11 protein-coding genes are annotated in these 14,767 nt (G+C 67.4%); 3 read left to right on the top strand and 8 right to left on the bottom strand.

Annotation, left to right across the window (positions count from 1 at the left end):
* From Q7S93_RS15595 to Q7S93_RS15585, 3 genes are all read right to left on the bottom strand, one after another.
* Positions 1 to 526: nitrilase-related carbon-nitrogen hydrolase (locus Q7S93_RS15595; protein WP_304714862.1), on the bottom strand; the 526-nt coding region annotated here is incomplete at its 3' end.
* The gene (locus Q7S93_RS15590) at positions 526 to 1,530 is read right to left on the bottom strand and encodes an agmatine deiminase family protein (RefSeq protein ID WP_304714861.1); all 1,005 of its coding nucleotides are present in this window, start codon (positions 1,528 to 1,530) and stop codon (positions 526 to 528) included. The genes Q7S93_RS15590 and Q7S93_RS15595, both read right to left, overlap by 1 nt.
* A gap of 153 nt (positions 1,531 to 1,683) precedes the next feature.
* Entirely contained in the window at positions 1,684 to 4,986 is a 3,303-nt protein-coding gene (locus Q7S93_RS15585; protein WP_304714860.1) for a TonB-dependent receptor, read from the bottom strand.
* 208 nt (positions 4,987 to 5,194) lie between these two features.
* Between Q7S93_RS15585 and Q7S93_RS15580 the strand changes: the two genes are divergently transcribed.
* Positions 5,195 to 6,730, top strand: a complete 1,536-nt coding sequence (locus Q7S93_RS15580; RefSeq protein ID WP_370652183.1) for an ArnT family glycosyltransferase — start codon at positions 5,195 to 5,197, stop codon at positions 6,728 to 6,730.
* On the opposite strand, the gene msrA is transcribed toward Q7S93_RS15580, so the two are convergent.
* From msrA to Q7S93_RS15560, 4 genes are all read right to left on the bottom strand, one after another.
* Positions 6,705 to 7,310: a peptide-methionine (S)-S-oxide reductase MsrA gene (gene msrA / locus Q7S93_RS15575; protein ID WP_370652182.1), complete on the bottom strand. Its 606-nt coding sequence runs from the start codon at positions 7,308 to 7,310 to the stop codon at positions 6,705 to 6,707. The two genes, Q7S93_RS15580 and msrA, sit on opposite strands and share 26 nt — an antisense overlap.
* Positions 7,311 to 7,359: 49 nt before the next feature.
* Positions 7,360 to 8,004 carry a 3-oxoacid CoA-transferase subunit B gene (locus Q7S93_RS15570; RefSeq protein WP_304714859.1) on the bottom strand — a complete coding sequence of 215 codons (645 nt, stop codon included), beginning with the start codon at positions 8,002 to 8,004 and terminating at the stop codon, positions 7,360 to 7,362.
* Entirely contained in the window at positions 8,004 to 8,738 is a 735-nt protein-coding gene (locus tag Q7S93_RS15565) for a CoA transferase subunit A (RefSeq protein ID WP_304714857.1), read from the bottom strand. Before Q7S93_RS15565 ends, Q7S93_RS15570 begins: the two co-directional genes overlap by 1 nt.
* Before the next feature lie 91 nt (positions 8,739 to 8,829).
* Positions 8,830 to 9,504: an OmpA family protein gene (locus tag Q7S93_RS15560; protein ID WP_304714855.1), complete on the bottom strand. Its 675-nt coding sequence runs from the start codon at positions 9,502 to 9,504 to the stop codon at positions 8,830 to 8,832.
* Positions 9,505 to 9,615: 111 nt separating this feature from the next.
* Here Q7S93_RS15560 and Q7S93_RS15555 point away from each other — a divergent pair, with 111 nt between their 5' ends.
* Together Q7S93_RS15555 and Q7S93_RS15550 are read left to right on the top strand one after the other, a co-directional pair.
* Positions 9,616 to 10,551: an isopenicillin N synthase family dioxygenase gene (locus tag Q7S93_RS15555; protein ID WP_304714854.1), complete on the top strand. Its 936-nt coding sequence runs from the start codon at positions 9,616 to 9,618 to the stop codon at positions 10,549 to 10,551.
* Between the two features lie 53 nt (positions 10,552 to 10,604).
* Positions 10,605 to 13,106 carry an ATP-binding protein gene (locus Q7S93_RS15550; RefSeq protein ID WP_304714853.1) on the top strand — a complete coding sequence of 834 codons (2,502 nt, stop codon included), beginning with the start codon at positions 10,605 to 10,607 and terminating at the stop codon, positions 13,104 to 13,106.
* 58 nt (positions 13,107 to 13,164) lie between these two features.
* Here Q7S93_RS15550 and Q7S93_RS15545 read toward each other — a convergent pair whose 3' ends face one another.
* Positions 13,165 to 14,730, bottom strand: coding sequence for a TadE/TadG family type IV pilus assembly protein (locus tag Q7S93_RS15545; RefSeq protein ID WP_304714852.1), 1,566 nt, complete (start codon positions 14,728 to 14,730; stop codon positions 13,165 to 13,167).
* Positions 14,731 to 14,767 lie beyond the last annotated feature (37 nt).

The raw sequence follows: 14,767 nt of genomic DNA, 5'->3' as shown, positions 1-14,767 counted from the left end.
AGAGCAGCGCCTCGGCGCCCATCAGGGCCATGGCGCGGGCCGCCTCCGGATACCACTGGTCCCAGCAGATGCCGACGCCCACCTTGCCGAACCGGGTGTCCCAGACGCGGAAGCCGGTGTCGCCCGGGCGGAAATAGTACTTCTCCTGATAGCCCGGCCCGTCGGGGATGTGGCTCTTGCGATAGACGCCCATGGGCGAGCCGTCGGCGTCGATCATAACCACGCTGTTGAAGTAGTGCGGGCCTTCGCGTTCATAGATCGAGATCGGCAGGACGATCCCAAGCTCGGCCGCCAGGGGCGCCAGCGCGGTGACGCAGGGGTGCTCGCGCCAGGGATGGGCGGTGGAAAACCAGCGCTCCTCCTGGGTGACGCAGAAATAGGGGCCCTGGAACAGCTCGGACGGCAGGACCACCTGGGCGCCCTGACCGGCGGCCTCTCTGATGAAGTCGGCGGTCTTCTTGATGTTGGCGTCGAGATCCAGGCCATAGCTGGTCTGGATGGCGGCGACCTTGATGATGCGGGCCATCAGGCGGGCTCCTGCTGGGTGATGCAGTGGAAGGAGCCGCCGCCGGTCAGGATGGCGGCGGACGGCAGGCCGATCACCTTGTGGTCGGGGAAGACGCTCTCCAGGGCCTGGATGGCCATCTCGCCCGGGCGCTGCGCATAGGTCGGCACGATCACCGCCCCATTGGTGATGATGAAGTTCATGTGCGAGGCCGGCACATAGTCGCCATCGGCGTTCTCGACCCAGCCGGGCGAGGGGATGCGCACCACCTTCAACCGCTCGCCCCGCGCATCGGTCATACCGGCCAGGCGCCGCGCGGCGTCATCATAGGCGTCCATGTTCGGGTCGCCCCGCCCGAAGGCGACGGGACAGACCACGACGCCGGGCGCGACGAAGCGGGCCAGATTGTCCACATGGCCATCGGTGTGGTCATTCTGCAGGCCTTCGCCCAGCCACAGGGTCTTGCGGACCCCCAGCGCCTCGCCAAGCGCGGCCTCGGCGGCGTCGGCGCTCCAGCCGGGATTGCGGTTGGGGTTCAGCAGGCACTGGCCGGTGGTGAGCACCGTGCCGAACCCGTCATGGTCCAGGGCGCCGCCTTCCAGGATGAAGTCGTTGAGCGCCAGTGGGACGCCGACATGATCGGCGATCTGGGCGGCCACGGTCTCGTCGTGGGGATAGACATACTTGCCGCCCCAGCCGTTGAACCGGAACCCGCGGGCGCTGAAGCCGTCCTCCTGGCGGGCGAAGATCGGGCCGGTGTCGCGAAGCCAGATGTCGCCAAAGGCGCCGGCGACGATCTCGATGCCAGCCACATCGCCCAGCATCCGCCGGGCCGCAGCCTCGCCGTCCGGCGAACCGGTCATCAGGCGGACAGCTTCCCGCCCCGGGCCGGCCATGGCGCGGGCCAGGGCGGCCACCTCGGCCTGGGCCTGGGCGTAGTCCTCGCCCCAGAGCTCGCCATGGCTGGGAAAGCCCAGCCACATGGCCCGGTGCGGCGCCCATTCGGCAGGAACGACAAGGCTCATCAACGATCCCTTCCAAGGGTCAGGCGCCGATCAGGCGGGACCGGCGCAGATGGGCGCACGCAGCCCGCAGGTCAAGCAGGGCCGCACCCGGGCGGCGCAACAAAAAAGGGGCGGCCCGAGAGCCGCCCCTTCCGTCTGGTCAGAATGATCCGATCAGAACTTGTACTTCACGCCGAACTTGACGCGCCACAGGGAGGCGTCCGGCACGACATAGGGTTCGATGGCCGAGGCGTTGCCCGAATAGAGGTAGGCCGCGTTCGGCGCGCCGCAGCTGGCGGCCGTGGTGGTGCCTGCAGCGACGCAGGACACGGTCGCCACCGGGACCGAGCGGTGGAAGTCGTACTGTTCCAGCACGCCCCACTCGTCGTTCAGCAGGTTGCCGAGGTTTTCGACGTCCATATAGACCTGCAGCTTGGCGCCGCCCGGGAAGAAGGCCGGGAGCTCCTGGCTGAGGCGCAGGTCGACCGTGGTGACGTCCGGGGTGTTGAAGGCGTTCCGCGGGGCGATGCCGCCCGCATAGGCCGACAGGCCGCTGGACTTCACGAAGGCGTCGAAGGCCGAGACATCGAAGCCGGCCGCGTACTGGACGATCGGGTCGCTGGTGGCGGTGATCGAACCGCCGGCCATCTGCGGCACGTAGAACAGGGCGTTCGACGAGGCCTGACGGCCCGAATAGGACGAGACGTTGTAGCCGAAGTCGTTGTCGAAGTTGCCCGTGCGGCTGCCAGCGAAGGTGTAGCTGAAGGGCAGGCCCGTGCGGTTCTGGGCGAACACCTGAACCGAAGTCTCGTTGTCGCCGAAGAACGAGCGGGCATAGCCGAAGTTCATCGTCCAGCGGTCGCGGACTTCATAGTCCGAGGTCGCCGACGCCGGCGCTTGCGGGTTCGACGTGCCGTAGCGGGTATAGCTCGACTGGGCGATGGAGCTGGTCATCGGGTTGGTGTCTTCGGCGTCGGTGTGGGTGTAGCCGACGCTCATCGACAGGCCGTCCCACAGACCTTCGCGCCAGACCTTGTCGACCACGAAGGCGACCGATTCCGAGCTGCCCTTGGAGGTGTTGGTCAGCAGGAAGTCGTTTTCATTGCCCGCGATGGAGCCCGCGGTGGACTGAGAGAAGACCGGACGGCCATCGGGCGCCACGCCGGTCTGGACCGAGCGCAGATTGTACCAGATGAGCGCATTCTCGTTGACCGACTTCAGATAGGCCGCCGTGAAGCGCCAGCTGTCGCCGAAGCGGCCCAGGTCCGCCTCGTAGGTCGCCGTCAGATTGCCCTTCCAGGCGGTCGGGATCTGCAGGGACGGGTCGATGGCGTTCACATTGCCGTTGCCCGGCGTGAAGGTGCAGCCGGCCGGGGCCTGGGTCAGGTCGACATTGGTGTAGGGGCCGGCGGGGCAGATGGCGTTGGTCTGGTTCACGCCGTTGTTGGAATAGGCGTTGGAGATCCAGACGTTCAGGCCGGTGGACGAGAACCGCCCGACGCCGCCCGAGATGGTCAGGTCCGTACGCGGCTCCCAGTTGAAGGAGACCCGCGGCAGAACCGCGTCCTTGCCGTCCAGGGTCGAGGTGTTGCTGAAGCCGTGACGCGAGAAGAAGGCGGCGTTCTCGCTGGGCGTATCGTCCATCGAATAGCGGTCGTAGCGAACGCCGGCCGTCACATCGAGGGTCGGGGTGATCTGCAGGCGGTCTTCACCGTAGAGGCTGGTCAGGCGATAGCCGAAGGTCGCCGCGCCGAGGCGGGCCGTGCCGATGGTCGCCGGGACCGTGCCCGCCGTGGGATCGACGCCGCCCGACAGGCTGAAGCCGCTGGCCCGACGGGCCAGGAAGTCGGCGTAGCTGGCGAAGGTGTAGGAGCCCAGGGAGTTGGAGACGAAGACATTGATGATGTCGTTCTGCTCGGTGCGGGCCCCGAACAGGAAGTCATGGTCGCCGACATTGTAGCGGCCGATGGCCTCGAAGGTCTCGGTCTGCACATTCAGATAGTTGTCGTGCCGGAAGGTGTCGGCGCCGAACTGGATCTGCGGCGTGCCCGAACCGGTGGCGACGCCGGGCAGGTCGCTCACGCCCACGATCACCTGGCCCACCGAGAGGCCGCTGAGCGGCATCTGGGTGGTGTCGGTTTCCTTGTTGGAATAGCGCAGCTCGGTGGAGAAGTTGTCGGTCCAGTCCGAGTTCAGCTGGGCGCTGTAGGTGATCAGCTCCTCGGTCTTGTCGTACTGGTTCGAGGCCAGGCCGACCCGCGGCTGGGTCGTGGAGTTGCCGTTGGCGAAGACGGAGTTGACCGAACCGTTGAGCGAGTTGCCGGTGGTCTGCTGGTAGGTGACCGAGGCGCGGTGATCATCGGTGATGACTAGGTCGAGCTTGGCCAGGTACTTCTCGTCTTCCACCGGGAAAGCCCCGCTCAGATAGGAGCCGGGATCGTAGCCATAGAGCGACTGGGTCGCCTGGCGGAAGGTCTCCACCGCATCGGCGCTGATGCGCGGAATGACCACCGCGGCGCCGGAGCCAACCGGGCCGGTATCGAAGCCGAGCAGGCCTTCGAACTTTTCATAGGCGCCGAAGAAGAACAGGCGATCCTTGATGATCGGGCCGCCCAGGGTCGCGCCCCAGGTCTTTTCCTCGAAGACCGTGCTGTAGTCGACGCCGTTGGCGGTGTCGCCGCGCAGGTCGTTGTCGGAATACTCGTAGAAGACCGAACCGGAGAAGGTGTTGCCGCCCGACTTGGTGACCGCATTGATCTGGCCGCCGAGGAAGCCGTTGTTGATCACGCTGTAGGGGGCCGAGGAGACGTTGACCGCCTCGATCGCGTCGATCGAGATCGGCGAGCGCTGGGTCGGGTAGCCGTTGTTGTTCAGGCCGAAATCGTCGTTCTGGCGGATGCCGTCGACGGTCAACTGGTTGAAGCGGGTGTTCACGCCGCCGAACGAGATGGCGTCCGAATTGGTCGGGTCGATGGTCGCGAACGGGTCGAGGCGGGCCACGTCCTTCAGGTCGCGGCTGATCGAGGGCAGCGAGTCGATGTCGGCGGAGGTGAAGTTCGAGGAGGGGCCGCCCTGGCTGGGGGCGCCGGCCGCGGCGGTCACGACCAGCTCGGCCACCTGGGCGTCGCCGGTGCGGCCGAGGCGGACGTCCACCTGGGCGGCGTCGCCCACGCCGACGGCCTGCAGGGTCGAGGCGCCGGCCTCGAACTGCGGGGCGGTGGCGGCGATGCGGTACGGGCCGCCGACCCGAAGGCCACGGGCCGAATAGATGCCGTCCATACCGGTGACGGAGGTGCTGGTGGCGCCGGTCGGGACGTGGGTGATGGTGACCGTCGCGCCGGCCACCGGAGCGCCCTGCGTGTCGACGATCTGACCGCGGATTGCGGCCGTGGTTTCCTGCGCGTAGACGGCGCTGCTCATGGCGCAGACGAGCGCCGTAAGAGCCGCGCCGCTGGCGAGCCGCTTCATAGACGTCATTGTGAGATTCCCCTCTCGATCGAGAATCGGAGCGGGCGAACGCACAAGCGCTCCGAAGTCCGGCGGTCTATACAGGCAACTTTCGGGCTTGTTGGTGATGGATTTATGACGAGGGCAACCTGTTGTTGTGGCGCCACACCCATAGGCGTCACGCCCTTTACATCGCCTGCTGGGGAAGCAACGTTCCCCAGCCGTTCCGGAGACTCCCTTGACTGACCCCGCCGCGCCCTCCGCCCTCGCCGCCTGGCGCATGGCCCTGTGGATCACCGTGGCCCTGACCGCCGTGCGCCTGGCGGCCATCTTCATTACGCCGCTCGAGCTCTATCCGGACGAGGCCCAGTACTGGCTTTGGTCCAGAACGCTGGATTTCGGTTATTATTCAAAGCCGCCCATGGTCGCCTGGAGCATCTGGGCGACCACCTTAGGCGGCGACAGCGAGCCGATGGTGCGGCTCTCGGCGCCGCTTTTTCAGGCAATCACGGCGCTTGGCGTTTTTGTGCTGGCCCGGCGGCTCTATGGCGCGCAGATCGCCCTGGCCGCCAGCGCCCTCTATCATGTGATGCCGGGAGTGCAGCTGTCGTCGGCGGTGGTGGCGACCGATGCGCCGCTGCTGGCCTGCCTGGCCTGGGGGCTGGCCCTCTACGTTTATCTTCCGCAGGCGGAGGGTCGGCGACGTTTGGTCGCGGCCGCCGGGGCCGGGGCGCTTCTCGGCCTGGCCTTCCTCTCGAAGTATGCGGCGCTCTACGCCCTGATGGGGGTGGCGCTTCATCTGGTCCTCGACCGGGACGCCCGCCGGATCTGGTCGCCGCCCATGATCACGGCGGCCCTGGGCGCCATGCTGCTGGTGCTGGCGCCCAATCTGATCTGGAACGCCGCCCATGGCTTCGCCACCGTTGCGCACACCGCGGCCAACGCCAACTGGAGCCCGAGCGATCTCTTTCATCCCGGCGAGATGCTGGACTTCATCGGCTCACAGTTCGGGGTGTTTGGTCCGATCCCCTTCGTGGTGCTGGTGGTCGGCGGGGGGCTCCTGGCCTGGCGTCGGCGACTCACCCCAGCCGACCTGCTGCTGCTCTGCTTCACGGCGCCGGTCTTCCTGATCGTCACGTTCCAGGCCTTGATCAGCCGGGCCAACGCCAACTGGACGGCGGCGGGTTATGTCACGGGGGTGATCCTGGTCGCGGCCTGGCTGCTGCGCTGGCGGGCCAAGGGTTGGTACATCGCCGCCCTGGCGACCCAAGGGGCGGTCGCGGCGCTGTTCCTGTCCTTCGTCATCTCGCCGGATCTGGCCGAGCAGGCGGGCATGGCCAATGGGTTCAAGCGCGCCAAGGGCTGGTCGCAGCTGACCGAGGCCATGACCGATCGCGCCATGCACGATCTGCGGGTCTCGGCCATCGCCGTCGATGACCGCTTCATGTTCAACGCGGCGGCCTATTACGGCCGGGACTACTTCGCCCGGCCCGACGCGGCGCCCCTGCGCATGTGGGTCCGCACCGCCCATCCGCAGAACCAGGCCGAGGCCACCGATCCCCTCACAACCGCCGAGGGCGAGCGGGTGCTGGCCATGAGCCTGGAGCCAGACTTCACGCCAGAGATGAAGGCCGACTTCGTCCGCACCGGCGAGACCGAGTTCGTCAATGTCTGGCTGGACGGCGAGCGCAGCCGCCGGGCCGAGATGTTCACCGGCGAGGATTTTCAGCCCCGGCCGAGAGATCCGCTCACCGGCCTGCCCACACCGCCTTGAGCGCCCGCTCGCGCCCGCAGCCGACCTTGTAGGCCTGGTAGCGACCGGGATTCTTCTCGGCGTAGTCCTGGTGGTAGGTCTCGCCCATCCAGAAGCGGGCGGCCGGGCGAATCTCGGTCGCCACCGCCTGGCCCAGGGCCTTGGCCACCTGCGCCTTCACCTTCTGGGCGGCGTCCCGCTCCGCCCCGGAGGCGTAGAAGACCGCCGTGCGATAGGACGGCCCCTGGTCGCAGATCTGGCCGTTGGGATCGGTAGGGTCGATGCGGCGGAAGAAGCCCAGGGTCAGCTGCTCATAGCTCAGCCGCGCCGGGTCATAGGTCACCTGCACCGCCTCCAGATGACCGTCATGGTTCCGATAGGTGGGATTGGCCTTGGCGCCCCCCGCATAGCCGACGACCACATCGACCACGCCGGGGATCTGCTCCAGTTCGTGCTCCACCGACCAGAAGCAGCCGCCGGCGAACACCGCCGTGGCCTTCCCCGAAGCTGCCGCAGGCGCCTGGGCCGGCGCTGGCGAGGCGCTGGCCAGAGCCAGGGGCGCCAGCACCATGGCGGCGAGCGTGTGGGTCTTCATCATCATCGCGCGTCCTTCATCCGGGCCATAGCCGCCCCGTCACGCCCCGATGATCCTACGCAGCGGCCGCCTCGAAAGACGCCTCCGTCTTGGCGCGAACCTCGTCCACAGTGACCCCGTCGGCCAACTCGATGAGACGCAGGGGCGCGCGCCCCCGGTTCACCTCGAAGACGGCGAGATCGGTGATCACCAGGTCCACCACCGCCTGCCCGGTCAGCGGGAGCGAGCAGGCCTTGACCAGCTTGGGCGCGCCGGACTTCTCGCTGTGCTCCATGACGATGACCACGCGCTTGACGCCCGCCACCAGGTCCATGGCGCCGCCCATGCCCTTGACCATCTTTCCCGGCACCATCCAGTTGGCCAGGTCGCCATTGGCCGCCACCTGCATCGCGCCCAGGATGGACAGGTCGATATGGCCGCCGCGGATCATGGCGAAGCTGTCGGCCGACGAGAAATAGGAGGACGAGGCCAGCTCGGTGATGGTCTGCTTGCCGGCGTTGATCAGATCGGCGTCCTCTTCCCCCTCGAAGGGGAAAGGGCCCATGCCCAGCATGCCGTTCTCGCTCTGCAGGGTGACCTCGACCCCGGCTGGAATGTAATTGGCCACCAGGGTCGGGATGCCAATGCCCAGGTTCACATAGAAGCCGTCCTGAAGCTCGCGGGCCGCGCGGGCGGCCATCTGGTCCCTTGTCCAGGCCATCAGACTTCCTCCCCGGCGCCGGCGCCCTCGAGCGCCCGCGGCCGCGTGGTCACCCGCTCGATGCGCTTTTCGAAGGCTGCGCCCTTGAAGATGGCGTCCACATAGATGCCCGGCGTGTGGATGTGATCCTTGTCCAGATCCCCAGGCGCCACGAGACGCTCCACCTCGGCCACCGTCTTGGCGGCCGCCGTGGCCATCATCGGATTGAAGTTCCGCGCGGTCTTGCGGAAGACCAGATTGCCGGCGGTGTCGCCCACATCGGCCTTGATGATGGCGAGGTCGGCGGTCAGGCCGCGCTCCATCACATAGGGCTCGCCGTCGAACTCGCGGACCTCCTTGCCCTCGGCCACCAGGGTGCCCACGCCGGTCTTGGTGAAGAAGGCCGGTATGCCCGCGCCGCCGGCCCGGATGCGCTCGGCCAAGGTGCCCTGGGGATTGAATTCCAGCTCCAGCTCACCGGAGAGATAGAGCTGCTCGAACAGCTTGTTCTCCCCCACATAGGAGCTGATCATCTTCCTGATCTGGCGGTTCTCCAGCAGGACGCCGAGGCCGAAGCCGTCGATCCCGCAATTGTTGGAGATCACCGTCAGGTCCTTCGCCCCGTGGGCGCGGATCGCTGCGATCAGATTCTCAGGAATGCCGCAAAGGCCAAAGCCCCCGGCCATGATGGTCATGCCGTCGAACAGGAGACCCTCAAGGGCCTCGGCGGCGTCTTTGCGAACCTTGTCTGCCATGGCCCATACTAGGCCGCAGCGCAGCAAGTGGGAAAGTCCGGAAAACCGGCGGCCCGAAGGCTAGGCCGCCGGTCTCAGGGGTTAAGTCAGATCAGCTGGTCAGGGGACGCAGGACGATCTCGACACGGCGGTTCTGGGCGCGGCCCTCCGGCGTGGCGTTGGTCGCCCGCGGCTCGTTGATCCCGCGGCCTGCGACATAGAGACGGTCGGGCATCACGCGGCCCCGGCTGACCAGATAGTTGGCCACCGAGCCGGCGCGGCGTTCCGACAGGGCCTGATTGTAGGCCGCAGCGCCCGTGGAGTCGGCGTGACCGATCACGTCCACCAGGGTCTGAGGATAGGCGTTGATGGTGCGCGCCACATCGTCCAGCACCGTAAAGAAGCGCGGCTGAATGTCGGACTGATCGACCGCGAAGGTCACGTCGCCGGGCATGTTGAGGATGATATTGTCGCCCTGGCGTATGACGTCCACGCCTGTGCCGGCCAGCTGCTGTCGAAGCTCGGCCTGCTGGCGGTCCATGTAGTTGCCGGCTGCGGCCCCGGCCAGGGCGCCGACGCCTGCGCCGATGAGCGCATTCTTGCGGCCCTCGGAGCTCTTGTTGGTGTTGGTCAGGTAACCCAGGGCGGCGCCGCCCAGGGCGCCAGCCAAGGCGCCGGTGCCGGTGTTGTTCCTCACTTGCTGGCCGGTATAGCCGTCGGTGGTGGTGCAGGCGCCCAGGGCGAACGCCCCGATAAGGCCCACAGAAGCGGCGGTCAGGTGACGCATCTGGTGTCTCCGATGAATTGTTATGACTACGGCAACGCTAGGCCTCCTTACGAAGTTCCGTTATGGCCGATTTAAGGCCCCCGCCCGTCCAACCCTGCGAGATGACCGCCCGTGAATTCTGACTCCATCCTGCCGGTCTCCTTCGGGGCCTATGAGGCGGACTTCGAGGGCTTCGCCCAGGCCCTGGGCGAGTCCTTCACCCGCTATGGCTTCGCGGTGATCAGCGACCATCGGCTTGAACAGGCGCGCATCGACGCAGCGCTTGCTTCGGCCAAGGCCTTCTTCGCCCTGCCGGAAGCCGCCAAGCGCGCCTATGTGGTCGGCCAGGGCGGCCAGCGGGGCTACACCCCGTTCGGCGTCGAAACCGCCAAGGGCGAAGCCCACCACGACCTCAAGGAATTCTGGCATATGGGCCGCGACCTGCCGGCGGGCCACCCGTATGCGCCGGTCATGCCGCCCAATGTCTGGCCAGAGGAAATCCCGGATTTCCACAAGGACGTGGCCTGGCTCTATGGCGCCCTGGACGCCATGGGCCAGAAGGTCCTGGAGGCCCTGGCCGTCTATCTCGACCTGGGCCGCAGCTTCTTTGATCCGACGGTGAACGACGGCAACTCCGTGCTGCGCCTGCTGCACTATCCGCCCACCGCCGGCGACGGCCCCCATATCCGCGCCGCCGCCCATGAAGACATCAATGTGATCACCCTGCTGCTGGGCGCCGAGGAGGCCGGGCTGGAGGTGCTGCGGCGCGACGGCAGCTGGCTGGCGATCAACCCGCCGCCGGGCGCCCTGGTGTGCAATATCGGCGACATGCTGCAGCGGCTGACCAACCACCGGCTGCCGTCCACAACCCACCGCGTGGTCAACCCCGCGCCTGAGCGCCGCGGCGTGGCGCGCTATTCGACGCCCTTCTTCCTGCACTTCAATCCGGACTACGAAATCTCGACCCTGCCCACCTGCGTCGATTCGGCCCATCCCGACCGTTATCCCGAGCCGATCACCGCCGACGGCTACCTTCAGCAGCGCCTGCGCGAGATCAAGCTGCTCTAGGCCCCAGGAAAATTGGCGCCCAGCCACAAAAATTTAACCGTGAGCGAGCGAGGTTGGCCGACAAGCAAAAGGCAGATCACGCGGCCATGGTCGAATATCCCGCCGCCCTCCAGGCCAAGGCCCGCCGGATCGCCGTCATGGGCGCGCTGGACCTGGCGGCGCTCAAACCCACCTTCGAGCGGATCGGAAATCTGGCGCGGTCCCTGATGGGCGGCGGCCTGGGCGATGTGATCCTGATCGATGGCGACCGCACCTGGCACGCCAGCGCCGACGCCGACTTCACCCGCCAGATCGATATCGACACCTCCTTCGCCGGTCTCGCCGCCCAGGCGCAGGATGTCCTGTGGGTCGCCGACGCCAGGCTCGACCCTACCTTGGCCCAGCACCCCTATGTGGCCGGCGCTCCGGCGCTGCGCTTCTTCGCGGGCGCGCCGATCGTGCTGCCCAATGGCATGGCCCTGGGCGCCGTGGCCGTCGCCGGCCCTGAGCCGCGGGACTTCGACGCCGCCCTTGCCGAATCCCTGCGCGACCTCGCCGCCATCGCCGCCCTGGAGTGCAGCCGCCATCAGGCGGTGTCTGATCTCGCCCAGGCGCAGATGCGGGTCGACGCCGCCCACACCCTGATGGCCGCCTTTGTGGAGAGCGCGCCGGTGGCCCTGTGCCTCACCGACACCCACATGCGTGTCGTGCAGGCCAGCCCCCTGTGGCGGCAGGAACGCGACATCCCCGACCCGATCGGCAAGATTCTCTACGACGTGAATCCGGGCGCTAACCGTTGGCGCGCCGCCTATGAGCAGTGCCTCAGGGGTGAGCCGGCCCACTATGACCGGGTGCTGGTGCAGAGGCGCGGGGCCCCCCGCTGGCTGCGGGTTGAGATCGCCCCCTGGCGGGAGGCGAGCGGAGCCGTCGCAGGCCTGCTGATCATGTCGGTGGACATCACCGACTCGGTCGCGGCCCTGGAAGAGGCGCGCCGTTCCGAAGAACGCCTGAAGTTCGCCCTGGAGATCGGCGAGCTGCAGATGTGGGAGATGGACTATCGTCGGGGCACGCTGACGGCGGCCGGGGCGCGCTCGCTCCATTCCGGCGCCACCTTCGATGAGGTCAGCCGCCATATCTGGGATGCGGTCCATCCCATGGACCGGCCGCGGCTGATGGCGGCCTGGGACCGGCATCTCCGCGACGGCGAGACCTTCCACGAGACCTACCGCCTCATGCCGCGGGGAAAGGGCGAGCCCCGCTGGACCACCGCGGCGGCCAGGGCCTTCAAGTCGGGTAAGGGCCGCGTCGAGCGGGTGATCGGCGTCATGCGCGATATCGATCAGCAACGTCAGGCCGAGCTCGAACTGGTGAAGGCCAAGGAGGCGGCCGAGGCCGCCAACCGCGCCAAGAGCGAGTTCCTGGCCAATATGAGCCACGAAATCCGCACGCCCCTCAATGGCGTGATGGGGGTGGCCGGCGCCCTGGCCCGCACCGAATTGGCGCCGCAGCAGGCTGAGATGGTCGCGTTGATCGAAACCTCGGCCCAGACCCTGGAGGCGCTGCTGAGCGACATCCTGGACCTGGCCCGGATCGAAGCCGGCCGCCTGGAGCTTCGCCCCGAACCCTTCGACCTCGCCGCGTCGGTCGACGCCTGCGCCGCCCTGTTCGCCCCGAGCGCCACAGCCAAGGGACTTGATTTCCAGGTCTCGATCGCGCCGGAGGCCTGCGGCGCCTATGAGGGCGACGCCGCGCGCCTGCGCCAGATCCTGTCCAACCTGCTGGGCAATGCGGTGAAGTTCACCAGCCAGGGCGGGGTCCGCCTGAGCGTCAGCGCCGAGCGCGGCGAAACCGGATCACGGCTGGTCTTCCAGGTCGCCGACACCGGCATTGGCTTTGATGCGGCCACGAGACGGCGGTTGTTCAGCCGCTTCGAACAGGCCGACGGCTCGATCACCCGGCGGTTTGGCGGCACGGGTCTGGGCCTGGCCATCTCCCGCTCCCTGGCCGAGGCCATGGGCGGCGCGCTCAGCGCAGCGTCCCAGCACGGCCAAGGCGCCATCTTCACCCTGACCCTCGACCTGCCCCGCTGTGTCGGCGGCGTCGAGATGTGGGACGCCAGCGCCAGGGAGGCGGCCGCCGAGCCGCCCCTGGAGGGCCTTCGGGTCCTGCTGGCCGAGGACCATCCCACCAATCGCCGCGTGGTCGAACTGATCCTCGGCGCCGCCGGGGTGGACCTGACCTGCGTGGAGGACGGCGCCCAGGCGCTGGAAGCCTGGGGCGCCGGCGCCTACGACCTGATCCTGATGGACATGCAGATGCCGGTCATGGACGGCCTGACCGCCATCGCCGAAATCCGCCGCCGCGAGCAGGCGGAGGGGCGCGGACGCACCCACATCCTCACCCTGACGGCCAACGCCATGCCCGAACACGGCCAGGCCTCGTCCGCCGCCGGCGCCGACGGCCACGTGACCAAGCCGGTGACGGCCGAACGCCTGCTGGCCGCAGTGGACGACGTCTGGTCGGAGTTGCGTCGCGAGCCTGCGGCGCCGGCCAGGCTGACCGCCGCCCGGGGCTGACCGGCCAAAGCCTCACGAGGGCGCGCTGGCGAGCGCACCGGCGCCGTCGCCTGCGCCTCTATTTGGTGAGCCGCAGATTGTCGATGGAGCCGGCGATGGCGTCGAAGGCCGCGCCCAGCTGGGACACGTTCTGGACGTCGAAGAACTTTTCGGAGTCGGTGGCGCAGGTCTTCAAAAGCTCGCTGGAGCCGGTCTTCACCTCGACCCGCACCGTATAGAGCACGATGTCCTTGGCCTTGATGTTTTCGCACAGCAGCTTCAGGCGGCCGTTCATCGCATTGGTTCGCGCGCTGCTTGAGCCCGACGTGATCCCAAGCAGGTTCTGCCAGATGTAGCCGATGCCGCTGTACTGGGAATCGTTGTCGTAATTGCCCGTGCTGGCGACGTTGTCGCCGTCGGTCATCAGGATGATGATCTTCCGGTGGTTCTTGGTCCCATAGGCCGCACCGTCCGAGAACGGCGCATTGGGCGACAGGGTGTGCCAGCCCCAGACGAGGCCCATGGGGATGTTGGTGTTCCCCACCGCCTTCATGTCGTCGATGGCCGACTTCAGCTTGGGCATATCGGTCGTCAGGCGCGTGAGGGGCTCAAGGTCGCAATCTCGGTTCGGGCCGCCGTTACTAGGGGTCGCGTCCTTGTACTTGGCGACATTGCCCTGCCGCTCCTTGAAAACGCCGGTGGATTTGTCTGGAATGTAGTTGTTGTAGTAGCGCGTCACCGACCACCAGCTTCCGCTGTCATCCGGTTCGTCTGGCGCGAAGTAGGGCACGAAATAGCTGTCGACCTTGGCCGAATAGGGCGCTGTGTCCTGGATATCGAAGGGCGGGCGCCGGCTCTCCACGCAGCCGCCCCAGACCTGATTGCCCTTCATCGACTTCAGGACGGCGAAGCGGTCGGTATTGATGGTGGTGAAGATATCCACGCCAGCGGCGCCGTGGCCCCGCGCGCGGCTGTCCACCCAGTTGGGGATGCCTGGCCCGGTGCGCGTCGAGGTGTTGTAGTTAGTGACGCTGACATTCTCATAGATCCGCACGGTGCTGGAGAACGGCACCAGGGAGATCTGGATGGGATCTGCGGCCGTGCTGCGCGAACCGGCGGCCTCGAGCTTGTCCACCAGATTCTTGGCGGCGGTCTTCAGGGTCGAGAGCTTGGTGCCGGCCATGGAGCCGGTATTGTCCAGCACCAGGGCCACTTCCAGCCGGTCCATGGCCCGCAGGACCTCGGCCCCGGCCTTGACGTTGGCGTGCTGGAAAAAGCCTGCGGACACGGCCATCGGGGTCATCTCGGCCGATCCGACGACCTTCGGGCCGTCGAGCACGAAGCTGGAGGTGACCAGGGCCGAGCCCGGGAAGGCGGAAAGATTGGCCTGCAGGGCCCGCTGGCCGATCTCGTTGATCTCTTTCTGGGTCTGGGCCGAGGAGCGCGCCGCATAGAGGGCTGCGGCGTCCAAGGCGTCCTGCAGCTTCTGCTTCTGGTTGGCGGCGATATAGAGGTCGAAGACGCCGAGCGTCAGAGGCGCCAACAGGACCAGCGCCACGGCGAAAATAATCGCCGCAGCCCCGCTCTCGTCGCGGGCTCCAGATTTCAGGCGGGCGGTCAGGCCCTTGAGGATAGAGGTTCGCACGTCTGCGCCCCGCTCGGTTCTCTGTGGGTGTCGAGCA

The organism is Phenylobacterium sp. (assembly GCF_030646615.1).
In the GTDB taxonomy this organism is placed as follows: domain Bacteria; phylum Pseudomonadota; class Alphaproteobacteria; order Caulobacterales; family Caulobacteraceae; genus Phenylobacterium.
This window is presented reverse-complemented; position numbering and strand designations above follow the sequence as displayed.

Bases quoted from the DNA above. Each gene is read 5' to 3' on its own strand.
- Q7S93_RS15590 (WP_304714861.1), bottom strand. From the start codon at position 1,530: ATGAGCCTTGTCGTTCCTGCCGAATGGGCGCCGCACCGGGCCATGTGG.
- Q7S93_RS15585 (WP_304714860.1), bottom strand. From the start codon at position 4,986: ATGACGTCTATGAAGCGGCTCGCCAGCGGCGCGGCTCTTACGGCGCTC.
- msrA (WP_370652182.1), bottom strand. From the start codon at position 7,310: ATGATGATGAAGACCCACACGCTCGCCGCCATGGTGCTGGCGCCCCTG.
- Q7S93_RS15570 (WP_304714859.1), bottom strand. From the start codon at position 8,004: ATGGCCTGGACAAGGGACCAGATGGCCGCCCGCGCGGCCCGCGAGCTT.
- Q7S93_RS15565 (WP_304714857.1), bottom strand. From the start codon at position 8,738: ATGGCAGACAAGGTTCGCAAAGACGCCGCCGAGGCCCTTGAGGGTCTC.
- Q7S93_RS15560 (WP_304714855.1), bottom strand. From the start codon at position 9,504: ATGCGTCACCTGACCGCCGCTTCTGTGGGCCTTATCGGGGCGTTCGCC.